Source organism: Streptomyces dangxiongensis, assembly GCF_003675325.1.
Taxonomy (GTDB): domain Bacteria; phylum Actinomycetota; class Actinomycetes; order Streptomycetales; family Streptomycetaceae; genus Streptomyces; species Streptomyces dangxiongensis.
Genome location: NZ_CP033072.1, coordinates 48,091 through 72,694, shown reverse-complemented (window position 1 = coordinate 72,694; position 24,604 = coordinate 48,091). Strand labels below are relative to the sequence as shown.

Sequence of the window (24,604 nt, the reverse complement as noted above, 5' to 3'; positions counted from 1 at the left end):
ACCACGTACTCGCTGATCACCAACGAATCACCACGAGGACCTGCCGTGACCGCACAAGACACCCTGCGCCCGGTCTTCACCGATACCTTCCCCGAAACGATGGACGCGGGAGTGCTGTACGTCTCGATCCCCTACCGCACCTGCAGCCACCTCTGCTGCTGCGGTTGCGGCCACGAAGTCATCACACCACTCTCCCCGGCACAGTGGTCGATTACCTACGACGGCCAAAACGTGTCCCTCACCCCCTCGATCGGCAACTGGGCGCTGCCTTGCCGCTCGCACTACTGGATTGATGACGGCCGCATCCGATGGAGCCGGCACTACTCGACAGCAGAAGTCGCCCAGAACAGGGATCGTGACCGCCATCTGTTGTCCCAATACACCGAAGAGCACAGGCCAAGGCCGCTGACCAGTCTGCGTCGCCACCTGCGGTCGTGGCTCCGGTAGGCCGATGAGCGCGGGGACTCGGCCCGCGTACGCACCCCTGGACCCTAAGCCAGGGAGCATCAACGCCTGCGCGACCCGCACCGGGATGACGTCAGCACGACGATCGGCATGAATTTCGGCAACTACACCCTCGGACCCCTGTTTTCGGGCCGCGACAACTACGACGACCTCCCACCCCGGCCACCGGGAAGCCACTGCTGTCGTCCTCGGCGTGGTGTACGCACTGGGCTGGCGCCCCGACCCGTTCGATGAGGTGGAACGCCGCATCACCTCAGCAGCTTCCCGGCGGGGTCGCACCTCCGGCGGCCGGATCGACTGCTACGGCAAGAAGTGCGGCTGGATCGGCTTCCACACCATGGCGGGCATGCTCGCCGACCGCGGCCAGCCACCCGAGGACCTCGAAATAGACATCGACCCGATCTTCCCCCAGTCCCCGGTCTCGGATCCGGTCGCGCTCGGCACCTGGACGCCGCGGGCACCAGTCGACGACATCGAGTGGCTGCGCCAGGGAATGGCTACCCCGCATCACGAGCAGACACCGAGAGCTGTCCGGTCGCCGAGCGATCAAGAGGTCAGCGGACACCGCGCGAAGCAGCATCCAATGCGGCGGAACCTGTGCGCTCCATCGCGCCGTCACCATCCGCAGCGAGGAAAACCCGGCCCTGCCGAATGCTCGTCAGGACCGGGCTGCTGCAAAGCGTGCTCTATGCCTGCGTCAGTGCCGGCGAGGTTCAGTGCGAAACTGACGACTGCCCGCGCAGCGCCCGACAGCACCGCGGCCGTCAGGGTCAACCACGCCGGACATTGCTTCTTGAACAACTGCATCGCGACTCCCGAGGGAAGTAGAAAGGAAACATCCACCCCTCAGGCGAGACCCGCCGACCCGCCGGCCTGACGGCCAAGGCGACGGTGCCCGCCCGACGGCAGACCGAACGGGACCACCGGATGCTGCCCAGGTAGCTGGAGTGTCTGACCGATCCAGGCCCGGGCTGCCTGCCCGGCATCAGGCCGGAACGGCGTCCACTTGTTCGATCATCGTTTTGAAGCTGCGCAGCACCGACACGTACTGCGAGGTGGGAAGCCGTCGCAATTCCTCATTGCACATGCCCATCACGTAGCCATCGGACGGCTCGTGCTCGGACTTGCGCGGCTGCGGAAGCGTAGAGGCTGGCGGCACCTGGCCGGGGCTCGTTGCATAGACCCTGCCGTGCCGGTCGGGATGGATGATCAGCCCCTCGATCAGCCACTCCACGACATACAGGCCACGGCGGGGGTGGCCGGGCAGGCCCAACTGAAGATGCTGGGCCAGCGCCTCGGCCTCCACGGGTCCCTGTGCCAGAGCAGTCCGGGCGGCATCGGTGGCCCAGTGGCCCTCAAACAGGTGGTGAAGCATCACCCGGGCACGCGTCTCGTCAGCGGGCCACACCTCGGCCAGCGCAACGCCTTCCTCGGTAGCGGCGTAGCGGCCGCGAGCGCCGGTAACGATGCCCAAGGTGTCGAAGAAGCGCAGGCTCTCGGTGACTGTGTCGCCGCTCAGACCGACCTCCTTGGCGACGTGCGTGCTCTTGATCACGAGACGCTCCGGGCCACTGAGCCGAACGGCACCAAGGAACACTTCGCGCTGATGGCGCAAGCTGGCCCGGCCGGTCGGCAACACGCGTCCATCGCCTGTGACGGTCGTCATCAACGAGCCCCCCTCGCACAGGCCGACGCTGGAAGCGATAGGGCGCCAGCAGAATATACGAACATGTGTACCGCTTTTCGAAATGGGTGGGTGACCCATCCGCGCGGTCCGCGCGTGCTCGCTATAGTGAGTACGCGCGGAGCCGATCGGTGGGTTGTTTGGTGACTTCAGCTGATTTGTGCGCGCATCACAGCACCGTCGGGGCCAACCGGCGGTGCTTTGCGCTGCTCGAGAACCGTCCGGGTCAGGCACTCCCCTCGTGTGACTTAGCGGTTGGGGAAAGGCTGTATACGCCCTGCCGTGGCCGCACCACATCGCCCATTTTCACCAGCCGGCTCAACTCGGGGCTGACGTTGGAGGAGTTGGTCGAGGGGCGTGACTGGCGGACGTGCTCGATGATCTCACCCGTTGTCGCTTCCCCGCGCGGCCGCAGGAATTCCCGGATCAGATCGACCACAGGCATCGGTGGAGTGGAGGCGTTCGCGTCAGCCGTGGTCGACGGGAACAGCACATCCTGCGATGCCAGGGGTGAGCCCACCACCTTGCTCAAACGGCTCTCCACGCTCTGGAGAACTTCTCGCGAGGCCTCCGCCCGCAGCTGAGCGTCCTCGAGCGACTCCTGCGCTTCCTGGACCCGCTTCGCTGCGGCCCGCACTGCCTCTTCGTCCTCAGCCACCAAGCTCCGCAAATGTCTGGCGCTGTTGAGCAGGAAGCTTTGATGAGCCACCCTTCCCCCTTCCTCAACCTGTGCCGTGACCTTAGCGCTACGCGGACGCGAGCAGAGACCGCAGTGAGAGAGAAGCCGCGAACTCTGCCCGCCGATGTGGGTTAAGAACGCCGCAGGTACCGCTGTTACGGCCTTACTTCCACGCATTCCGCCGCGGCAACATCGGTGGCACATCGATAGAGTGATAAGCCGGTTCTCGGTTGACAGAAGCGGCCTCCGGCTAACCCACACCTCACGCCGGTACCCCGGCGTCGTGTCCAGATGTGGCAGGGCCGCGTCATCTGGCGAAGCCCCGCGGGACCACCTACTGGGCTTGCACAGTTGCAGTGGTGCCGCCTCTCCGGCTGGGGCCCCGCACCGTCGGCAGTGGGGTGCCCACACAGTTGCCCAGGGCGGAGCCGTAAGGGACACGACAGATCTTCGTGAACCTTCCTCCCATTTTGCTGCCGGGCGCGCACGACGGTGGGCGCCGTCGCAACCGACGTTTCTGGAGGCAGGGCTTGGTACGGTCAGCGACAGGCCCACCCCACATGCTTGCTCTCCCTGCCGACGCGTACAGCGCGATAGTCGCCTCGGCAGCGGCCATAGCTGCATGGGCCATTGCCATCCGAGACGCCAAGCGGGCTCGCGAGGAGAGCATGACGCACAGGTCGCCCAAGCGCGGCTCATCACCGGCCGGTTGAGCGGAAAGACCATGCCGTGATCCGCAATGACAGCCTGCATTGCATCCCGCCAGGCCTGGCTGGGACGCCCTCGCCGCACCACTGTGTGACGCTGCCGCTCGGGGCGTTGTTCCGGAGAAGACTTCAGCGGATGATTGAGGCCCCTCGCCTACCGAACCGCGCAGCGGAAGCAGTGGTAACTGCCCCTCCCACTCCGACATGTCGGCCCGCGCCCGATGTCCGGAGTGCAATGAACATCCTCAGCTACCGTCGGCCGAGGCTCGACGCCGGACCCATTGTCAGTGGCGACGGCTAGCCTCCACCCTCATGAGTCTTGCGCGCCGACCGGCTAGCGAACTTCCCGGCGACCCGGCCCAGTTGCGGCTCGTCTACAGCCACGGGCACCCCGCCGTGCCTTACGAGGATGAGGACACCCTCGAGCACTGGGGTGTCTCCATCCGCGCCTACCACGATGAGGAGGAGGAATGCGCTGGCGGTTGCACCGAAGCCTGTCAGCAGCTTATCGACGACGGCAGCGAGGTCGGCTGGCTGCGTCTGTGGCGGCTGCGTGACTACACCGGTGTGGACCGCTGGATGGTCGCGGACGCCCAGTCGGGAGACCTGGAGAGCATCGCCTCCGCCATCCTTCACGACGGCGAGTATTCCGATGCCTTCCAGGAGACCATCGACTGTCCGGTGGGGGATCTGCTCATCGTGGACCGGGTGTTCCTGACCCGTCCCTGGCGCGGCTTCGGCCTGGGCCCGGTGTTCGCCGCCGAGGCCATCCGCCGCCTGTCCGGTGGCTGCTGCGCGGTCGCGGCTGAGCCCGGCATGGCCGAATGGCCCGAAAACCGGGACGAGGTGAGTGACGCCTACCGTGCTACCGCGAAGGCCAAAATCGCCGCCCTGTGGGAGTCGATCGGCTTCCACGCCTTCCACGGCGGGGTGCAGCTGCTCGACACCAGCCTGCAGGAGCCCATCGACCTGCACCGTGCGCGCCGCCAGGACTTGGAGGACCTCTCCGCTGCCTACCGGGCCCACCTCGAGGATCGGCCCGCTCTCCCTGAGCCAGCCGTGACCCCGCCCGCCCCGCTGGCCGCTTCCGTGCCGGCCGCTCCCCGTCAGCCGCCCCCGCTCGCCCCGGAGGCAGAGGCGGAGCCCAGCGACGGACTGGCTGCCGCCGCGAGCCTGTCCGACCTTCGGCGGGAGTGCGAGTCCTCCGGCTGGAGCCACAGTGACCGCGCCACCGCCCTGGCCGTCGCTGCACAGGCCACCCACGACACCGACCTGCGCCAACTGGCCGCCCGCATCGCGCACATGCACTTCGGCCTGCGCAACGCCTGGACCGACGCCCTCACCTTCCCCGGTCGCCGCTTCAATGTGCATCTCTTCCGGGAAAACCCCGCCGCCCTCGGGCCGCTGGCCGACCTGTGGATCTACGGCAGCAACCTCAACGGCCGTTACCGGGGGCGCTCCCATGCTGTGGGCGGGGACTGCCAGCACGCCCACCCCCTCACCCCGGACACCGAACGAATGACCCTGGCCGAACTCCTCGACCTGACGACTTTCTGCGAATGGAACGGCCCCAGCTGCTCCTTCTGCCACGGATGGTCCGGCCAACGCCTGACGCCCGACCAGTACACCCACTCACCGTCCGTGCCGGCCTCTCGCGTTAATCGTGATGCTCACGGAACCGGCCACGGGTTCTGGTCCCGCGCTGCTCCCGAACCGGCGGGTCAGTGCCCACCTGCTGCCCGCAGACAGTCGAAACAGATGCAGTCGGCGAGGGCACTGCCCGAAGTGGCGCCCTCTTCTGACGGGCGCAACGCCCCGGCGGGCCAAGCGGATGCCACCGGCAGCACCGGAGCCCTACGCCAGACAGGAACCCGCACCGTGAATATCACCGTCTTCACCACCGACCTCCACATCGCCGGCCACGACTTACCCGGTATCTCCGTTACCCTGACGTCGTCCCGGCGTCCGCCCCGTCCTCCCTTCCGGCGCCTAGATATCGACATCGCCACTGTCATCGAACTGCTCGCGCTGGTCGAGGGCGGCGCTGCCAGTGGCGCGGTGCGCGACATGCTCGAAGCCGTCGTGGACGAGGTTGAGGAGGCCGACGAAGAAGACCGGCGCGAGGACGAGGCGCTGCGCCAGCTCAGATCTACGCCGGTCCCTAAGGCCCCGGCCAGGACACCTCAGTACGACACCCGGTCCGTGTACGTCGTCTCATCTGAGGCCGAAGCGAAGATAGTCAGATCGGTGTGTCCAAGAACGTGCCCGGACGTCTGAGATCGCTGCAGTCCGGATCCGGATCTCCGCTAGCGGTGCGGTGGACCTCAACCGGAGGCGGCCTCCTGGAGAGCCGCCTGCACGACCGCTTCGCAACCAGAGCGCGGGGGGTGAGTGGTTCGACTTCACAGACGTCGCAGACCCCGTCGCAATGATTGCGAAAGCCGCGCGAGGCCTGCTGAAGAACGCCACAATCGTCGAGTTTCCGACGTGAATGAAGGCAGGAAACTGCCATCAAGTCCGGCCTGTTCGGCCGCGGGAGCACCCACCGCGCGGGTACCCTCAGCCATCGGCGCCGCACCTCGCGACCGCATCCCCCGATGCGTCCCCCGTGAGGCCTGTAGCGGCAGGCTGCTGGACGCCTGTGCGGGGCGCGGCGAACCCGCTCGGCATCAGATGTTCACCGTGCTCTGGCCGGGAAGCGGCTGAGGATCGAGGCTGCTCCAGTCGACCTCCCCGTGTAACGAGCGGGAAACTGCTGCGGCTGAAGCTTTGGAGGCAGGCGTATCGCGGCCTTGGTGAGGGTGCCCTGGCAAGATACTGATCGCATGGTCAACTACTCGACGCACGCGGCTACTTCCGCCGACGCTCCTGGCATTGTCCGGCTCTTGGCTCAGATCCCCACTTGGCAGGAAAGCAATGTCTCCCGGTGGAGAGAAGACCTGGAGCAGTACGAGCAATACGGACTGCGCGCCCGGCGAGGGGGGTGGTTGATCGAATCCGGTGGTGCTGCCATCACCGTGCTCACCGTCGAGTGGAAGAGTCCGCGGACGATCGCTGGTCGGATCTGGCCGGTGTATCTGGAGTACTTGGTCACCGACGAAAAGCATCGCAGCAGTGGTCACGGCTCGCGGCTCGTGCGGTACGCGGTCCAGGAGTTGGCCCGTCGCGATTGCCGGGGCGTCTACCTGAAGGTCTTCAAAGGGGACGACGGATGGAGCGGCGCTCTGAGGTTCTGGGAGGGCCACGGTTGGACAGCACACTCCCGCCTCGCCACCGACACACATGTCCTCATGACCAAGGAAATCGTTCCCGCCCATCCCGCTTCAGGGTCCTCCGCCATAGGCCGGTAGGCGAGTCGGCGCATACGGTGGTCACAGGCTAGTGAAGGCGTCCTGGAGCAGGGGAGACGCAGTGCCCCCGCGACAGTTCCCCCGCAACAGGCTGGGGCAAAGGCTCTTTGACCTGAGCGCTCACTGCACGGTCACCGCCCATGACTCGATACACGCCCTAGCCGTCCCTCCTACGCAGGCGGTAGCGATCAGCCGCCCAAGCGCAGCGGCTCCTGCCCGTGCGGCGGCGGCCGCAAGTACAAGCGCTGCGTACACCGGTGGGAGCCGTCCGAGCAGCCCGCTACCACCAGATGCCGAGCAGTAAAGGGCCGTCTGAACGGGCAGCAGGCGCCTCCTGGTCCGGCTGTGGAGCAGTAGTCCAGAACGCTAGTGGTTGGCGGACGGCAGCAGGACGGTGGCGCCGTGGTCGGCCAGGGCCTGGCGAGCCTCTGTGATCATGCAGTCCAGCCTTGGCTTCAGCTCAGCCAACTCCGGGGGAGGGGGCACCTCCTCGCCTGCCATGCCGAACTCAGCTGCCATGTCGCTCTCCTCGATCGAAATGACACGAGCGTGCATGGTGGCGAGCAACTCCATGACACCTTCGGCCGCTGCGACGACCGCTTCGGGGCCCTCCAGCGAGACCTGGGCGCGCACGTGCTCCAGCCGCCGGCTGAACTCCTCATCCTCTAGCACCAGCAGCAACCGACCATAGCCGTCTGGATGGCCGCCGCTCCACGCCTCATACGACTTGGTGCGCAGCTCATGCACCGCGGCGATGAAGTCGCCGTAGACTCGCCGCCGTGGTTCCATCACCTGCAACAGATGGGCCGACTGCAGTTGGCCCGCTAGAAGTATGTGCTGGGACTGGGTCTGCTCGCGTTGGGCCTGACGGCTCCAACTCGCGCTCAACAACGCCGGCACACCTGCCAACACCCCACCTGCCACGGCGCCCACCACACCGGCCCACTGCTCATTCATGCCGGCCATCATCGCTCAGGGGCCCCGCCCGGCCCGGACCAGGTCCCGCCGGAGTTATCCGGCAGGTCTGGAGGGGCACCGACGCGGGCCCCGCGGGCTGCGGACCGGGCAACGATCTGCTCGGTGCGCCCGCGCAGCGCACTCTTCGCGAGGCCGGCCGAGCTGTTGGCCCGCAGCCGATCTCACAGCCAGTCTCATCGCCAGCGGCTTCGCAGCCCCGCCTCGGCGGCACGTGTGCCGCCCGCTGCGTGTGCTTTGAGGTGCTCCACACTGATTTGCCGAGCCAGCAAACGTGATGTATCCCGGCGCGCGGAGGCTGTGGGCCAAGGCGCCGACTGCGCCACTTCAGACTCGTTAAATGTGCCTACCTCAAGGCGGGCCGGGCTCTACACCAATTTTGGAGCATGATGTCGCAGTTTGTGTGCGCGTACTGTGGTGCCGAGGTGCCCACGACCCCCGGGTACGAGATGACTGCTGCGGTGCGGCACGCCAGGGACGCTGGCCACCCGGATGCCGGGCTCCGCTCTCCCGGCTGGTTCGGAAGCGGGCAGCGTCGAGGCGGCGCCAGCGGTGGGACGCCCTCCCCCTGCACGTGCGCGGCGCCGTCGCGTTGACGGTTCTTCTCCTTGCTGCGGTGCTCGCCGGATGGGTCACGGACCAGATGAAGGACGACCAGCCGGGCCACTCTTACGAGCCGTGCACGGGCGGCTTCCCCATACGACGCTGCTGAGCGTATGCGCGAGGGCGGTGCCGGACTACGTCCGACCCCGCCCGTGAGCGTCGTCCAGTAGGGCCGGCTCAGTCCACCTGATCAAAAAGCGAGGGCTGAAGCGCGGGGGAGGCGGCGCGCGGCCGGGGGAGGAGGCGGGCGGGGTCCGGGGGAGGCAGCGGGGTGCCGTGCTGGCCGCCGGTCAGCGCGTGGCAGCACGCTTCTCTCAACGTGGCAAGGTCGTGCCGTGCGCCGAGCAGGCCCAGGAAGTCCTCGACGCTCCAGTCGATGAGCGCGCCTTGGCGTGAGAGGTAGAGCGCGACGGTGGAGATGGAATGGGTGTTGCTGTAGTCGAGGAGCAGGTACCCGGCCAACTGGTAGATCTCGGAGCGGCCCATGCGTTCCGGGCGGATGGTCGCCTTGCAGTCGATGAGTGTCCCATCGAGGATGAAGTCGGCGTCTGCTCCACCGACCTGCAGGCTGCCGTCGAAGACAGGGCCGCAGATCCGCGCGCTGGCGTCTAGGAGACGCAGGGCCTCGAAGGGGCCTGGGTGCGCGGCGAGTTGCATCTGCTGGCGGATGTCGTCGACGACGTAGTCCGCCACGGCATCGACGAGGTCGTCCAAGGTGGAACCGGGAGCGCACAGGCCGAGAGTGTTGCCGCGCATCCAGCCGCAGTGCCGGAAGATCGCCTCGAAGCTGGAAGCGACATGGCACAGCCGGATGAGCCGCTCCTCTTCCGCTGGTGCAAGGGACAGGGGCTGCCCGGTGTCGCTCTCGTATCGGGCCAGTTCCTCGAGCATCGCATCGCCGGCCTGCTGTACGGCACGGATGACGTCCCGGCTGGGCCAGCCGTCGTCGTCGAGGACCGCCCGCACGATGCCTTCCTTGATGGGGATGCCGGTCGGCGCACCCAGGGAGATGCGCAGGCGGTGGTCGATGGTGTGGCCGAGCATCCGGTATTCGGGCTTGAGACCGGCTTCTGCCCGGGGCAGCAGCGGGGCGGGGAAGCGGGCTAAGCGCTCACGGTAGTCGGTCAGGACGTCCTTGGTGCCGGGAAGCTGCTCCGCCAGAAAGCGTGAGATAGGGGAGCGCGGGTCCTTGAGATGGGAGGTGAGACTCATGCGGGCATCCTGGAGGACGGCTCTGACAACGCCCCCGCGCCGAAACCTTCCTGCGGTTTTTCCTTGAAGGCTTATCAAGCCACCCCTGGGTTCCGCACTCCCAGGCATGTTCCCCTGACCAGCGAATATGAAAGATCAACTATTCAACAAGACGTCGAAGCAGTAAAAACAAGTCAATCACCGGGTGCAATGGCGAGGCGCGCGAGGAAGTCGGCCGTTCGTTGTCAGACCCGAACGCTAGTGTTCCTGTTGTCCTGCGTCGACTCGCACCGGCTGACGTGCGCATGCCTAAAGCGGCGGGGTTCTGCATTATGTACTCGCGAGTAGGGGAGGCGGAGAGCAGAAGTCCCGCTTCTCTAGTGGCTCAAAGCAGATCCGAATTATGGGATGGGCCCGGCTATTTGATTCCTCGGAACCTATGGCACGGCTTGAAGTGGCCGGAATCATGCACTACTTCGCGGGCTGCACTGGCTGACCGGATCGCCGATCGATGCCTCGCGTCGATGGGTTCGACGCCTGACGGGCTGGGTCGTTGAGCCGGCCCCGAGGGGGCGAAATGTTCGAAAAGTGCCATCGTCTCGATGTCGGCCTGAACTCGTTCCGTCGGACTCCCGCTCTCCTAAGGTGCCGTGCATCGGAGCCCATCCGGCTCACGCGTCCCCCACACGCCCACCCGGCACTCACGTTGGGGCCAGCAGCGCGCTGGAGCACAGCGAATGCGATGCCTCCCCGAACGAGGGAGCCCCTGCCAAGTGCACAGCGCACCACTTCGACATCACGTAAGCCCTTGGAGATAGAACACGTATGGGATTCGGACGGTTAGGGGCCCAGGGCGTGCCCGGGGCTGTAGCCCTCAACACCACACTCGATGAGATCGCCCAGGTCACCAGCCGTTGGATAACACCGACACAACGGCTGCGACGCAACCTGCTCTACCTCACCCGCTCCCGAAACGGCTACACCTTTATGCAGGACTGCGGCATCCGGATGGACCGGCGGATGATCACTGCCTGGCTCGCCGAGGAACGCATCCCAAGCCCCGAGCAGCAGCGGCGCCTGGAGGACGCGTTCCGCCTGTTGCGCCGCCGCAACATGGCGCCCAGCATGACGCGCCGGCTCAACGCCAGGGGCGGGACCCGCGTGGAGATCTACCCCGTCGACCAGAGCGACGTCGATGACAAGCACCGGCGCACCGCCCGGTGGCGGCACAAGAACATCTACCGCTGGGACCCCATCATCGCAGCCTGGTCGCGCAGCGACCTGCGCGAACTGACCCACCGGTGGCACGACGTCATCACCGACCTCGACTCCGACTGGCGCATGTACGAGCACGTGACCCACCTCGGCTTCTGGGCCTGAACCCTCCCTCGCCGCCGCAGCACCGAACCCCTGATCGACCCGCGCCAAAGGAACGCCTCCATGAAGCCCCCGGACCCCGAGGACCTCACCGAAGAAGACCTGGCCCGCCGCCGGCACGCACAACGGGAACTCATGGGTCCCGCCGTACGCTCCCTACTGCAGCTCTCGCAGCGCGGAGAGCTGACCACCGCTCATGTCGAACTGTCCGCCCACACCCTCGGCGTTCACGTCACGACTGTGTGGCGCAAGCTGGCCCGCGCCCGGCTCGGTGAACCCCTGCACCGCAGCCGGGACCGTTTCGAGATCACCGACGCCATCCGCACGCTGCTCGCCTACCACCGGGGCAACGTCAAAGCCGTCCACAGAGAACTCGCGCAGGAAGCCGAGACATCCGGCGCCACCCCGGTGAGCCTGTCCACACTGCACCGCGCCATCAAACGCGACCTGCCGCCAGGTGACCGAGCCGGCCTCAAGAACGGGCCCCGCCTCCCGCGGCCACGACCCGCATCTGCGCCGCCCGCCCACCGCCCGCAACGAGGAGTGGGAAGGCGACCACAAGCAAGCCCCCGTCTGGGTGTGGGCCAACGACCGGCTGGTCAAACCCTGGGTGACCTGGTTCTGCGACTGCCACACCGGCATGATCATGGGCTGGGCCGTCACCCCTCACTTCCCGCACCGCGGGTCCATCCTGGCCGCCCTCAGATCCTGCATCCTGCACGACGACGGCTACGGCCCGGCAGGCGGCCTGCCCACCCGGATCCGCATCGACCGCGGCAAAGACTTCCTCTCCCGCGCCGTCCAGGACGCACTCGGCGCCTTCGCCGTCCAGGTCGACGTCCTGCCTCCCTACACCCCCCACCTCAAAGGCAGCATCGAAAACCTCAACCGCGCCGCCACCAGCATGTTCTTCTCCACCCTGCCCCGCTACACCCACGCCCAGAAACTCGACTCCCGCCACCACTCGGGGGACAAGGACCCAGCCCTGACCTTCGAAGGATTCGTCGAGCTCTTCGCGCAGTGGGTCAAGACCCGCAACGCCGACCACACGATGGCCGGCTACGGCGACCTCACCCCGCTGCAATGGTGGAACAGCGAGAACACCCCGCTGCGCGAAGTCAGCGCCAAGGACCTTCACGCCTTCCTCCTGGAAGGCGACCGCTCCACCCGCGTCATCAACGGCCACGGCATCCGGTTCAAGGGGCGCGACTACATGGCCGGCTGGATGACCGGCCGCTCCGGCACCCGCGTCCACATCCGCTTCCAGCCCCACCACCTCGACCAGATCGAAATCTTCGACGCCGACAACCGCCGGCATCTGGGCACCGCCCACCTGGCCGACCAGGCCACCGACGAGCAAATCGAGCAGGTCTATCAAGCCCGCGCCGAACGCTCCCGCCGCGTGCGCCGCGACCTGCGCCGGGCCGAAACCCTGCGCCGCCGCCGCTTCAAAGCACACACCACCACCGGACCGGCCCAGGCCGACACCGCGATGACCCGCAAAGAGGCCGCCAAGGAACTGGGCGCCTGGAGCTCCGGCCGGACCGCTGACGATCTGCCCTCCGACTACATGCCCCGCCGCATCACCCCGCCCGGCGGCTGGGCCGTCCCCGGCACATCCACCCCACCGAGGAAGAGACATGACCACCCCGCGCACCGCCCCCGACCCACCCCAAGCCCCCACACCGCCCTCGGCCAGGAGGAGCGCCGGCGAGGCCACCTCCTGCACGGCTGCCTGGGCGACACCCACCCCCGCTGCACCGTCCGCATCCGCTCCGAGGATGCCGGCACCGCCGACCTCGACGACCACGACACCGGCCGGCCACCGGGCACTACCCACGCCCAGCCCGCCCACCCCGCACCCGACAGCACCCCCACCGCCCCGACCACCTTGAAGGACACCCACATGACCGGCACCGACACCACGCAGACGACACCCCGCCCCGACCGGGACGACGTCGTCGGCGAACCCGACTTCTACCTCAACCTCGCCGACGCCCGCATCGTGGCCACCGAAGCCCTTCTTGAAGCCAGCGAGAACATCGCCGACACCATCGAAGCCCGCGCCATGTCCTGCATCTACGGCGACGCCGGCCTCGGCAAAACCTTCTCCGTCCTGGCCGCACTCAAGGAAATCTCCGCCGAACGCGTCCTGCTCCTGCAGTTCCGCTCCCGCCCCACCCCCCGCGACATCCGCCAGGAACTGTTCACCGAACTCCGCCTCGAAGGCGAACCCCCCTCCCACCCCAGCGAGTTCGACCGCCTGCTCAAGCGAACCCTCGCCCGCAAGCCCTACGTCCTCGTCTGCGACGAAGCCCAGCAGTTCAGCCGCGAATGCTTCGAGTTCGTCCGCCACCTGTGGGACACCGGCCAGGGCAAGAACCGCCCCGCCGTCCTCTTCGTCGGCGGCGAAGAAGCCTACAAGACCCTCTACAGCGAACCCTCCCTCGCCTCCCGCATCTACATCTGGCAGGAATTCGCACCCATGGAGGCCGACGAGGTCCAGAAGAACATTCCCCTTTTCCACCCCGTCTGGGCCAGCGCATCACCCGAACTCATCGACTACGTCTACGAAGAAGGCGCCGGCGGCACCTTCCGCGTCTGGTCCAAGATCACCTATCACGTCCTCGAAGGCATGAAGCGCCGCGGCCTGGAGAAGGTCGACGAATCCATCGCCCGCTGGGCGATCCGCCGGGCCCTGCCCCACCGCCGCCGCGCCCGCCGCCCCCAGCAGGACGCCGGATGACCAGTACACAACCCACCGCACCGGCTCCTCACTACCTCAGCCTGCCCGACGCCCGCACTGTCACCACCCAGGCCGTGCGGGCCGCCGCCCACGCCCTCGACAAGGTACTGCGCGAGCAGAGCATGATGTGCCTGACCGCCGACCCCGGCGTCGGCAAGACCTTCACTCTGCACACCCTGTGCGAGCAACGCCCCACCCTGCCCGCACTGCGGTTACTGCAACGCCCCCAGGCACGCCCCGACGACCTCCGTCACAGCCTCCACCACGCCCTCAACCTGCCCGGCGACCCGCCCCAGGACGCCGGCATCTGCGACGACTACCTGCGCCACGCCCTCGCACACACGCCCCGCCTCCTCGCCGTGGACGAAGCCCACCAACTGTCCACCTCCTGCATCGAATACCTGCGCTACCTCCATGACGACCCCACCCCGCAGGTCACCATCCTGCTCCTGGCCAGCCGTCCCCGCCTCAAAGCCCTGCGCTCACAACCCACCCTGCTCAGCCGCGTCACTACCTGGCACCACATGGAACCCCTCGACCCAGATGAAGTCCTCACCGTCCTGCCCGCCTTCCACCCGCTGTGGCACAACACGCCAAACCGCACCCTCACCCACCTGGACGAGATGTGGGCGCACGGCAATCTTCGCCGCTGGGCCGCCCTGACTCATCAGCTCCAAGCCCACCGGCGCCGCCACCCCGACCACCCACCCGACCCGGACGCCCTCCTGCGCCGTCTGCACCACCGACTGGCCCTCACAACATGACCTCAACGCCCCACAGCGCTGCACCCGACGACACCCTCCAAAAGTGGACCCCCAGTTGGTCCCCGGACCACACCGACTCCGGCCTGCCGCCCATCACGTTGATCACCGACACCCACGACCAGCCCCCCTACACCACCACCGCACTCGCCGCCCACCAACCTGGGCTCGGCCGCATTGCCGTCCACCCCACACCCCTGGCCACCGCGCCCGCCTACCTCGCCCACGACCTGATCCGCGCGCTCGGCAAACATCTCCCGCCCCCACACATCGACCCGCCCTGGTGGACCGGCAACGCCGACGAGTCCTGGCGCATTGCGGCCGCGTGGACCCAAGCCCTCAACATCAGCCACTACGTCATCTGCCGCGCCCACCGCATCACCGGCCGCCACCTCGAGCACCTCATGGCCCTGCGCGAACTCACCCGCATCCGCCTCACGCTCGTCGTCAGCGGTCCAACATCGGCTGCCCTGGCCACCATCCTCAACACCGTCGCCCACCACCAGATCGACACCCTCGAAGATGCCCGCCAGCACCTGAACCAAGACACCTCATCTCGGCCTCCCGCCAGCTACCCCTGGTGGCACAGCGCCCCATTTCCCGGCCCTCACGACGAACCCTGGTACGAGCTGCCCCCACGCCCCCGACACCCCGCCGGAACGCCCGACGAAATCACCACCAGCTCCCGCGGCACGCCCACCCGGCTCCATGCCACCGACAGCCGGCCGCCTGCCATTGCTCTGCCAGCACACACCCACCCAGACACCCCCAGCGGCCCCCACCACGAGATCGTGGCTCAGCGCATCCACACCCGCATCGCCCACCCCATACACGCCGCAGCCGTCGCGATCCGAGCCCTGGCCGGCTATGGCACCGACCAGCTGTCCCAGCTCACCACTGCCACCCCAGAACACCCACGAGCGGACCTCCCCACCGAACTGCCAAACTGGGCGCGCCTCCTTCTGGACGCCGCCTGCATTCACACCGACCTGCAGGCATACATCCGCCATGATCTGCCCGCCCACCTGTCGGGCGCGGACAGGCCGTTCCGGCTGGGGTCCTGGGACAGAAACGACATCGCCCATGCCACCGAAACCTGCCACCTCATTGCAGCCCGCGCCCGCCGTGCACGCCAACGGTCCTGAGAGAAGCGTGTGAGTAGTAGCCTCCCCATCGGAGGCCTTACCTCAAGAGGACCCCGTGCGTCCTGTGCGGGAAGCCGGCCCAGCCAGAGCGTGGTGGCATCAGAGGCTGGCTCCACAGCTGTGCCGGATCCGCCGCCACAAGGTGGTCGGTTTCAGGCCGCGTTCGACGCGCAGCAGAAAGCCGGTTGGATTGGCTGCCGCAGCCTGGTCTGATTGTCGTCGTGCGCCGGTGACGAGGCCGAAGGCGGCTACGGCGGTCGTTCCGGCTGCCCCGGCCATGGTGCCCATCATGCTGCTGGCGAGAGCGCCGGCTGTACTGAACAGGGCAACTGAGCTGGGCATTTCGAACTTGGCGCTGATCGCCGTGGTGATGGTCTGCAGGCCGATGCCGTTCATCACCTTGCGTAGATCGTCAACCTTCGTCTCGAAGTCGTGGTGTACTGCTTGCCGCAGATACAGTTCCAGCGCCTGTCGGCTGGGGATGTCACCCACGTTCTCCTGCAGCTTCTGCGCGGTCTGCCGGACCGCATCGCTGTAGGCGACGAACTCCGACTGATACTTCGTGCGCAGCTCCACGATCTTGTCCACGGGCACCGTGGCCAGCCGGGCGGGCAGCACGTACTGCAAGGACAGAACCCCGACTCGACTGGTCAGATCAAGCATCTCGGTAGAGCCCAAGGGCCCACCCAGCAGAACTGCCGCCATGCGATCAGCGTCCCACTGGCCCGCTGCAGTGTGTGCGGCCACTTGGTCCGTCAGCGGGATGAAGGCCGTACGTCGTGCGACTTCGGCCGTCAGAGCGCACTTGTACACCCACGCCACAGCCGGATCCAATCCGATCCATTCTGTGCCGGACTGCCCGCTTACAGAGTTACGGATCGCCGGCACGGCCAGACCGCTGTCCCCCAAGGCCTGGCGCAGGGAAGCCGTCATCTCGCCGGGGTAAAGGCCGGCAAGACCCTGGCCGCCAAACTGCCTGCTGTTACCAGAGTGGGTAAGGTGCGCTGAGAACCCGGGAGGTGAAGGCTCGGCGTTCACCCCACCAGCCCGGTACGGTCCGACGCCAAAGGCGCCCGCCAGTTCATCCCCGTGAGCGTTCACTGTGGCAAGCAAGTGTGCAGACGCGGCTTCGACAGCGTCAGCGGGGTCGAAGTTCTCTACAAAACCCAAGCCATCTTGAAGCGCCTGGACCTCGCTGGGATCAGACACCCGGAAACCGCGGGGAACGACACGGGCGAGCCGCGGCATGTACAGCGCTGCAGCCTTGATCCAAGCCGGGTCACGGAAGTGAACGTAGGGGTAGTACAGACCGATGGCCACCATCCTCAACTCCCTGGTCGATGCACCAGCCCCCACTGGCGCGACCAGCGTCATACTAGGGGCTAGAGCGACTGAGCGGGACGACGGAGGCGAGTCCATGGACTGCAGCCGAGCCCTCGAATCTTGAGCTGTACCGGACGTGCGTACAGTGACCGGCGTTGCACTACGCCAAGGAGAACACCCCTTCTCTCCACGCTTTTCCGCTCCGGCGTCTCTGCCCTCGCTGCTGTCCCGGAGCTGCTGGAGCAACTGCTCTACCACTGGCAGCCGGATCGACTTCGTGTTTCGCCTCTGCAGCTACATCACCTACACACGCAGCGAGTTCGGCGACTTCGTGGATGCTCTGCCCTTAAGAGGACTGGGCGCCGACCTAACGATCGCCGAACGTCTGATCGACCCCGACACGACCTAGCGAGGCCTACTCGCTCGCTCAGCACACGCCGTCCGCGCCAGCAGTGCTCGCGGCGGCTCACCAAGAAGCGTTTGACCTCGATCCGCTACGCCGCTATTTTGCATATGCCAACTCAGTTATCAGAGTACGCATGAAGGGTGGGTGAGATGCTGCTGACCACCGGGCAGGCCGCGGAAGAAATCGGCTGCGCAATCACCACCCTGCGACGCCTCGTACAGGCAGGACTGCTGCCGGGCCTGTCGCGCCGTGGCGTACGCGTGATGATTCCGCTCGAAACCGTCCAGGCTCTGCGGGAGCGCAGTCATGCCCCGCTGCATCAACTGGAAGCCCCGGAAGTTGCTGTGCTGAGGGTCGATACAGCCCAGCCAGCACACGAGCCCGGTCGCGACTGGCTCGGATTCGCTTCATCCCTTACCCCCGAGGACCTGCTCAAAGCACTGCGCGGCTGGTGGCGATGCGACGCCGCGAGCGTCGCAGCCGGGGGAGTGCTGCCGGTGACGCTGTCCGGCTACGTCGTTGCCGTCCTTACAGGCTTGGAGCGATGGGAGAAGAACACCAAGGGCCGTCATGCTTTTCCCGACGCCCGACTGGCCGGCTACGTCACTGACCTGGCCACCCCGAAAACCGTGATCACCTCCGGCCCGGACGGCGACCGCCGGCTCGCCAAGCTGCTGCTGGGCACCCGGCTCGCCTCCCACTCGGGCGGAGCAGTCGCCTACGTCACCACGCATACCGCAGGCTGACCGAACAAGGACGCCCGATGGACGCACAGAGCTACAACGCCGCGCTCTCCGAACTGCGCACCGTGCGGGACGCGATCAAGAAAGCCCGAGCGGAACTGTCGAAGCTGGAGGCTGACCGGGACAAGCGCATCACTCAGCTGGCTTCCTACGGCAAGGCAAAGGCGGAGCGGATCGCCCCGGCCGCCGGACTGAGCGTGACCGACGTCGTCGCAGTCGCCCCCGCCCTGGCACCCGACAGCCTCGCCGTCACAGCCGACAAGCCACAGCCCCAGGGCCCCGCCCCCGAAACACTCGCCGCCGGGCCCGTTGACGAGACTGCCAAGCCGCAGGCGGCGATCGCCACTGCGGCGAGCACCGCCCTCCCGCGGCTCACCACCGCACCAGACCCTGTCGAACCCGTCAACCCGACTTCACCGCCGCCGGCTTCCACAGCACGCAGCCTTCCGTCGATCCCCAAAGACACCACCGGCGATGCCTGGTTCACCCACACACCGGGCCTGGCCTCCACCCGGCCCAACTTCACCCAGCAGGCCCGTTCCACCGTCTTCCTCGACACCACCACCGGCGTCCTGGTCCACCGCCAGCAGACCCACCACCTCGACCTCGGCGCCGCCACGGCCGCGGACCTCCTCACCGCCGTCTTCCACGCCGTCCCTGAGGGTGTGGAGCGGATCTACGTCACCGCCGGTGATCCCTGGCACCGCGAAGCCGACCGCTACCCCTACCTCCGTGACGCCGTCGCCGCCTGGCTCAACGCACCGGCCCCAGGCTGGCGTACCGACACCGGCCGCGGCAAAGACCGGATGGCCGGGCACTTCGTCCACGCCCGTAACCCCGTCGGCCGCTACCAGCGCGAGAACAATGACCAGCATGTCGAGATCCGCTCGGTGGGGGAGTGGTTCGACACCGACGGCGACGACCCCGCCGTCATCCGCGACGCCTTCGTCCTGCTGTGGCAGGCCCTGCGCCGCCACTGGAGCGACGCCGTCATCATGGGCTCCCCTCCAGACCGGCCGCGACCTGTGGACGCGCACCATCCCCACCCGCGGCCAGTACGCCGACGGCTTCCCCGTCCTGTCCGAGGAGCTCCGCGGCCTGCTGCACGCCACCGCAGGTCAGGGCCGCAACGAACTGATCACCCCACCCCGCGTCCCCGAGCAGCTGCCCCGGCTCGTCGAGTACGACCGCACCTTCGCCTACGCCAAACACACATGGAAATCCCCCGTCGGAACCCCACGCCGCATCACCGCTACCACCTTCGCCGCGTGGAGTGAGAAGGAACAGATGCGGGCCCTGTACGGTGCGGGCACTGGCAGGTCCGCGTGACCGTCCCCACCACCTGGAACCACGTCGGCCTGCTGCCGGCGCCCGCTCCCGGCGACCGCGCGTGGCACTACCCCGCCCAGCCCGGAACCACCTTCACCACCTGGGCAGGCGGCCCCGAGATCCACACCGCCCTGACCAACCCCATCCAGCCGTGGAAGATCGAGATCCTGGACGGCATCCTGTGGGACGACGGCAAGCCCCTCGACGACTGGGCCAGGAAACTCAAGGAGACCTGGGCGAACCTCTCCGCCCAGGCCCACTTCCAGGGGGATGCCCAGCAGGCCCGCGCAGCTCACCTCGCCTCCCGCGCGGTGCGCTCCATCCTGCTGTACGGCATCGGCGCCTTCGCCCAGCCCCCGCATGGTCACCGGCACCACCCCCCGCACCGCCGAACGCGACGTCCCCGCGGACGCCGAAATCATCGCCTTCGACGACGAACGCATCACCTGGCAGAAGCCCACCGGGTTCAGCCGCGACCCCAACGCCCATCCCGAATGGGCCGCCGCGATCTGGTCCGGCGCCCGGGCCGCCCTGCTCACCCAGCGCCACCGCGACGACAACGCCTACGCGGGTGCCCTGCACACCCCGCCCGGCAGCGTCATCGCCTTCCGCACCGACGCCCTCTACCTCACCGAGGCCCAGGACTGGCCCTACCACCACCAGCCCGGCGACTACCTCCTGCGCGGCCACCTCACCGGCCCCCTGGCTGCCCCCACCAGCGAGGAGGAGCTCCTCAGCCTGCGGGACGCCGGACGTACCGCCCTCACCACGAACCAGGAGTCCTGATGCCGCCCCGACGCCGACGCCAGGCCACCGGCCGCACAGCCTTGAACGAGGCGGCCCGCCTGGCCGACCGGCTCCAACAGGCCGGGTACACCAAACGCGACATCGCCCGCATCATCGACCGGGACCCCTCTTTGGTGTCGCAGTTCTACACCAGGAACAAGGGAGCGGCCTTCGTCCCCGCCCTGCGCGAGGTCCTCACCGCTGTCGAGGCCGGCGGCATCACCGACCTGCCCGAACTCCGCGCCATCGCAACCCGTCACATCACGCGCCGCACCACCGCCTCCGGCGCCCGAGCCCGCGTGCGCGGCAAAGCCGTCCTGATCACCCCTACCGGCACCGGCACCGGGCGCGTCGGTGCCCAGGCCATCGCTTCCGGCTCCGCCCGCCTGCGGCCCCTGATCGCCGAAGCCGCCCGCCGCGGTCTGCGCCTGGCGTTCACCGTCCGCCTGGCCAGGACCGGCTACCTGCACCCCTCCGGCAGCCGCACCGACTCACCAGGGATCCGCCGGGATGTGATCCAACGCGCCGACCACACCGAAGAACGCTCCTACGGCTCCGCCCGGACCCGCGGGTTCGACGCAGCCGATTTCGCCCGCCGGGTCGACGCCGCGGGCGGTGACGTCACCGCCGCCGTCCACCAGTGGCTCACCGAAACCGGTCGCATCCAGCCCGATGCCCGTATTCTCCACCTCGAGGTCCGTACCTGGCAGCCTCCAGCCTCCCGATGACCGGCGCTCAGCCGCCGGCCTGAACCGCTCCCGGCCACCCGGCCGACCCCCCGAGTGTTGTGCGAAGGCCGGGCACGCAGGCGCGTGCACGGTGCGCTCTCAGCCCAGTGCGCAGCATGGGCGTATCTGTCTTCGCTTCGACGAGGGCCTCGGCCAGCCTGTCGTAAGGTGCGGTCATGACCGGACAGGCCTGTGGGGGCTCCGCCTCGATCGCCCTTGCTGTGCGAGGAGACGGACATGCGGCAGCAGCCCTCGGGGCTCTTGCTCTCGGCAGTCACCTCGACAGTGCAGCGGTGCCCGCGGTCTTGGCCGCGGCCATCGACGAGCACGGTGGCTGTGTCCCGCTGCCCTACGGTCAAGGACAGTGCCGCATCGCCAGGGTCGGGGAAACCATCGCGGGGATGCTGTATGCCACTCCGCCCATACGCTGGCTGCGCGCACATCCGCCGGCTCAGCGCAACGGCCTGATCCACTCACTCACCGAGATCGAGCTTCTCGCCGTCGCAGAGCCTTACCGCCACCACGGCATCGGTACGGCTCTGCTGGAGGAAACCGAGCACGCCGCACGCGCTGACGGGACCCGCCTGGCTCTCGCCAAGGTCCGTATCGGTGCCTTCCCGGTCATGCGCTGGTATCGCAGACGCGGATACACCGTCGCAGCCCAGGGTGAACCCGTTGTCTTCCGCACCCGACTCGGTGGACTCACCTCCTGTGACGACGGATCCGACGGTTACCAACTCGCCGTCAAGGCACTCCAGCCCGGAGAAACGGTGCGCCGCGTGGCCAGGGGAGCCGACACGGTGCTCACCGTCGAACACGCCTGAACCCGGCTGCTGTGCGGCCAGCGCCCGCCGCTCGCCTCTGCGCAGGTCAAGCCCCGATGGCAGTGCTTGCCGCGAGTGTCGAGGCCGTGCGAAGCACCCCTCGGTTCGCCCTCGAAGATGCCCTTCTCTCGCCGTCGGCCGCGCACGAGCACGGGCAGCACCTCTGCACGAGGGCGTTCGCCCCGCGAAGGGGCAACCACGCCGCCCCTCGAACGGACCTACCGCGTCGCTGGGCCGGCAGAAACGCGCACCACGCTGCCCACTGCTCCGATGACAGCCCCTCCTGCCTGCACGGGCCAAGGCGCCAGGCGAGCCTGCCCGGTTGAGCGTGGCCACCTGCCCACGCGGGTGACAAGCGCACGCCTGAAGACCACTTTCGGGGGACACCGCGCAGCCCGTCGGAGCGGCTACGATCCTCGCACCCCACCCCATGCAATTGCATATGGGATTGCACTTCCCATGGTTCGGCAATGCAGCGGCCCGTGTGCGCAGAGCCTCGTGCTCCTCGCTCGGTGGGAGAAGGCGTCGACCGAAACGGGAAGGTGACAGCAATGCAGTACCGCAACGGAGTTCCGGCCGGTGAGATCCAGGACGTGATGTGGTTCAAAAGCAGCCGCAGCAGTGCCCAAGGCGGCAACTGTGTCGAAGTGGCGGCTCTGCCGGGTGGGGGAGCGGCGATGCGTCACTCCCGTGACCCGCAGGGGCCGGCACTGGTCTACACGGCCGAGGAGGTCGACGCGTTCCTCGTGGGAGTCAAGGCCGGTGAGTTCGACAGCCTGACTGGCTGAGCGCTTGGACGGCAACCGTCGGACATGCCCAGTCGGAGTCTGCGAAACTGGCCCCGGGTTCAAGGCTGTTTCGCAGGGGGGCGTGCATGTCCGACGGTTCTGCGGTGCGTGAGGAGAGCACTGAGCCTGCCGTTGTGCCGATCACCGGGCACAGTGCGCGGCCGGAGATCGCGGCCCGTCTGCTCGGTGAGACATTGCGGCAGGCCCGCAAGGAGCGCAGCTTGTCGTTGCGTGACGTTGCTCCCGTGATCCGCGGGTCGGTGTCCAAGGTCAGCCGTCTGGAGCGGGGCGAGAGCCCTCCGCGTGAGCGGGACATCAGGGACCTGGTCGCCTTCTACCAGTTCTCGAGCGATCAGGCCCATGAGATCGAAGGGCTGTTGCAGCAGGCCAAGAACAACGCATGGTGGCAGAAGTACGGTGATGTCACGCCCAATTGGCTCAGGCGCCTGATCGGCCTGGAAGCCGGGGCCACCCGCATCGCCTCCTACGAGAATCACGTCGTCCCCGGGCTGCTGCAGACCCGCAGCTATATGCGCGCCCTTGTCTCCAACGGTCTGCCGGGCGCCAGCTCTGAGGAGGTCGAGCGGCGTGTGAAGTTGCGCTTGGACCGTCAGCGCATCCTGTGGTCCCCCCGCCGGCCCAGCATCGTCGCGATGCTGGAGGAGGCGATCCTGCTGCGTCCGGTGGGCGGCCCCGGCGTGATGTGCGAGCAGCTCGACCACCTGATCGAACTCTCACAGCGAGACGGGATCAACATCCGGATCATCCCGTTCGAACGCAGCGCCAGTGTCGCCCCCAGTTACCCCATCACGCACCTGACGTTCGGCGACGGCGGACCGTCGGAGCTGGTCTACATCGAACTCATCGACAGCGCCATGTATCTCAGCCGGGCCGGCGACGTCGAGCAGTACCGGCAGGTGCTCCTGAATCTCCTCGCCGCCTCGCAACGCATGAGGGACAGCCGCGATCTGTTGGTGGAGGCGCGGGACCGTTACGCGGCCCGCGCCGCCGATAGCGCCCTATAGTGTTCGAACCGGGAAGGTACGCCGAGGCGATAGCTTCGCCTCGATAGTCTGCACGGCGTGATCAACGCATACGCGGGCTTCGACGATGCTGCGGTCGCGATAGCCGGAGCCCGGGCTGGCGCGGACGTGGTGCGCAATATGTACGGTCGGCGGCTCAGCCGCATCGACAAGGGTGCCGGGGACTTTGCCACCGCCGCCGATGTGGAGGCTGAGATGATGATCCTCGGCGTCATCCGTGCCGCACGGCCCGATGACGCGGTGCTCGGCGAGGAGGCGGGCAGCAGGGCGCCGCCGACGCTGTGCGCCAGTGGTTGGTGGATCCCTTGTGCGGCACGCTGAACTACGCCGTCGGCAACATGTTGGTGGCCGTCAACGTGGCACTGCGCGCCGGGGCGGCGGCCGTGGCCGACCCGTTCAGCGGCGAGGTTTTCTTCACCGACGGGCGAACCGCCTGGGTGCGGTACGACGGGGTCGACGACGCACCACTGACGCCCTCGCCCGCTACCCGATTGGTGGACGTCAACCTGGATCCGCCGTTCCCGAGTGCGCCCGGATTCCGGGCCGTGGATCTGCTGGCCCATCCTGATTTCGTCGAACGTTTCCGGCCTCGGGTCGTGTCCACGACGCTGGCGTTGGCCTGGGTCGCTGCCGGCAAGCGCGCCGCGTATGTCACCGATGGCGGCGACCTCTCCGGGAGCGTGCATTTCGCGGCCGGTATCGCTTTGTGCCGGGCTGCTGGCTGCGTCGTCACCGGCATCGACGGTGCCCCGATAGGTGAGGCAGGCCGTGGGCTTGTGGTCGCCGCCGATGGCGAGACCCACGGGCTGTTGTTGTCGATGATGCGCCGCCGAAGCTAGTGCTGTGACCGCAGGGTTTCGCCGGGCCGGGTCAGACTGCGGCTTTGAGGGGCCTGCTGTCCCAGCGGAGGCCCTTCTCGCTGCGGATCCGGGCACGTCGAGGATGTCCAGT

At 67.7% G+C, this 24,604-nt stretch carries 19 protein-coding genes and 2 pseudogenes; 15 read left to right on the top strand and 6 right to left on the bottom strand.

Annotation, left to right across the window (positions count from 1 at the left end):
• Together D9753_RS00290 and D9753_RS36225 are read left to right on the top strand one after the other, a co-directional pair.
• Nucleotides 1–447: DUF6527 family protein (locus tag D9753_RS00290; RefSeq protein WP_205614012.1), on the top strand; the 447-nt coding region annotated here is incomplete at its 5' end.
• A 211-nt stretch (nt 448–658) separates the two neighbouring features.
• Nucleotides 659–1,342 carry a hypothetical protein gene (locus tag D9753_RS36225; protein ID WP_163010537.1) on the top strand — a complete coding sequence of 228 codons (684 nt, stop codon included), beginning with the start codon at nt 659–661 and terminating at the stop codon, nt 1,340–1,342.
• Nucleotides 1,343–1,450: 108 nt separating this feature from the next.
• Here D9753_RS36225 and D9753_RS00285 read toward each other — a convergent pair whose 3' ends face one another.
• Together D9753_RS00285 and D9753_RS00280 are read right to left on the bottom strand one after the other, a co-directional pair.
• A complete protein-coding gene (locus D9753_RS00285) occupies nt 1,451–2,131 on the bottom strand; it encodes a cupin domain-containing protein (protein WP_163010536.1) in 681 nt (226 codons plus the stop codon).
• A gap of 244 nt (nt 2,132–2,375) precedes the next feature.
• On the bottom strand, nt 2,376–2,807 hold the full coding sequence (locus D9753_RS00280) for a hypothetical protein (RefSeq protein WP_163010535.1): 432 nt from the start codon (nt 2,805–2,807) through the stop codon (nt 2,376–2,378).
• Between the two features lie 1,091 nt (nt 2,808–3,898).
• Here D9753_RS00280 and D9753_RS36875 point away from each other — a divergent pair.
• Together D9753_RS36875 and D9753_RS00270 are read left to right on the top strand one after the other, a co-directional pair.
• On the top strand, nt 3,899–5,812 hold the full coding sequence (locus D9753_RS36875; RefSeq protein WP_205614011.1) for a hypothetical protein: 1,914 nt from the start codon (nt 3,899–3,901) through the stop codon (nt 5,810–5,812).
• 548 nt (nt 5,813–6,360) lie between these two features.
• A complete protein-coding gene (locus tag D9753_RS00270) occupies nt 6,361–6,885 on the top strand; it encodes a GNAT family N-acetyltransferase (protein WP_121785205.1) in 525 nt (174 codons plus the stop codon).
• 366 nt (nt 6,886–7,251) lie between these two features.
• Here D9753_RS00270 and D9753_RS00260 read toward each other — a convergent pair whose 3' ends face one another.
• Nucleotides 7,252–7,842, bottom strand: a complete 591-nt coding sequence (locus D9753_RS00260; protein ID WP_163010534.1) for a hypothetical protein — start codon at nt 7,840–7,842, stop codon at nt 7,252–7,254.
• A gap of 798 nt (nt 7,843–8,640) precedes the next feature.
• Nucleotides 8,641–9,675, bottom strand: a complete 1,035-nt coding sequence (locus D9753_RS00255; protein WP_121785203.1) for a hypothetical protein — start codon at nt 9,673–9,675, stop codon at nt 8,641–8,643.
• Between the two features lie 834 nt (nt 9,676–10,509).
• On the opposite strand from D9753_RS00255, the gene D9753_RS00250 reads away from it, so the two are divergent.
• Entirely contained in the window at nt 10,510–11,034 is a 525-nt protein-coding gene (locus D9753_RS00250) for a transcriptional regulator (RefSeq protein ID WP_163010533.1), read from the top strand.
• Between the two features lie 153 nt (nt 11,035–11,187).
• Here D9753_RS00250 and D9753_RS00245 read toward each other — a convergent pair whose 3' ends face one another.
• On the bottom strand, nt 11,188–11,397 hold the full coding sequence (locus tag D9753_RS00245; RefSeq protein WP_121785201.1) for a hypothetical protein: 210 nt from the start codon (nt 11,395–11,397) through the stop codon (nt 11,188–11,190).
• Between the two features lie 91 nt (nt 11,398–11,488).
• On the opposite strand from D9753_RS00245, the gene D9753_RS00240 reads away from it, so the two are divergent.
• The 3 genes from D9753_RS00240 to D9753_RS00230 are packed head-to-tail and all read left to right on the top strand — an operon-like array spanning nt 11,489 to nt 15,683.
• Nucleotides 11,489–13,777 (top strand): AAA family ATPase, encoded by a 2,289-nt coding sequence (locus D9753_RS00240; protein ID WP_121785200.1) that lies wholly within the window; start codon nt 11,489–11,491, stop codon nt 13,775–13,777.
• On the top strand, nt 13,774–14,541 hold the full coding sequence (locus D9753_RS00235; protein ID WP_121785199.1) for an ATP-binding protein: 768 nt from the start codon (nt 13,774–13,776) through the stop codon (nt 14,539–14,541). Before D9753_RS00240 ends, D9753_RS00235 begins: the two co-directional genes overlap by 4 nt.
• Nucleotides 14,538–15,683 carry a hypothetical protein gene (locus D9753_RS00230; RefSeq protein ID WP_121785198.1) on the top strand — a complete coding sequence of 382 codons (1,146 nt, stop codon included), beginning with the start codon at nt 14,538–14,540 and terminating at the stop codon, nt 15,681–15,683. Before D9753_RS00235 ends, D9753_RS00230 begins: the two co-directional genes overlap by 4 nt.
• Before the next feature lie 99 nt (nt 15,684–15,782).
• Here D9753_RS00230 and D9753_RS00225 read toward each other — a convergent pair whose 3' ends face one another.
• Nucleotides 15,783–17,006, bottom strand: a complete 1,224-nt coding sequence (locus D9753_RS00225; RefSeq protein WP_121785197.1) for a DUF6236 family protein — start codon at nt 17,004–17,006, stop codon at nt 15,783–15,785.
• A 555-nt stretch (nt 17,007–17,561) separates the two neighbouring features.
• Here D9753_RS00225 and D9753_RS00220 point away from each other — a divergent pair.
• From D9753_RS00220 to D9753_RS00190, 7 genes and pseudogenes are all read left to right on the top strand, one after another.
• Nucleotides 17,562–18,158, top strand: coding sequence for a helix-turn-helix domain-containing protein (locus D9753_RS00220; RefSeq protein WP_121785196.1), 597 nt, complete (start codon nt 17,562–17,564; stop codon nt 18,156–18,158).
• 17 nt (nt 18,159–18,175) lie between these two features.
• Nucleotides 18,176–20,270: pseudogene (locus D9753_RS00215) on the top strand (hypothetical protein).
• Nucleotides 20,270–20,998, top strand: a complete 729-nt coding sequence (locus D9753_RS00210) for a helix-turn-helix domain containing protein (protein ID WP_121785195.1) — start codon at nt 20,270–20,272, stop codon at nt 20,996–20,998. The pseudogene D9753_RS00215 and the gene D9753_RS00210 overlap by 1 nt, the downstream one beginning before the upstream one ends.
• 176 nt (nt 20,999–21,174) lie before the next feature.
• The gene (locus D9753_RS00205) at nt 21,175–21,822 is read left to right on the top strand and encodes a GNAT family N-acetyltransferase (RefSeq protein ID WP_121785194.1); all 648 of its coding nucleotides are present in this window, start codon (nt 21,175–21,177) and stop codon (nt 21,820–21,822) included.
• Nucleotides 21,823–22,373: 551 nt separating this feature from the next.
• On the top strand, nt 22,374–22,610 hold the full coding sequence (locus tag D9753_RS00200) for a DUF397 domain-containing protein (protein WP_121785193.1): 237 nt from the start codon (nt 22,374–22,376) through the stop codon (nt 22,608–22,610).
• An 86-nt stretch (nt 22,611–22,696) separates the two neighbouring features.
• Nucleotides 22,697–23,635, top strand: a complete 939-nt coding sequence (locus tag D9753_RS00195) for a helix-turn-helix domain-containing protein (protein WP_121785192.1) — start codon at nt 22,697–22,699, stop codon at nt 23,633–23,635.
• A gap of 138 nt (nt 23,636–23,773) precedes the next feature.
• A pseudogene (locus D9753_RS00190) lies at nt 23,774–24,492 on the top strand (inositol monophosphatase family protein).
• The last annotated feature ends 112 nt before the right edge of the window (nt 24,493–24,604 follow it).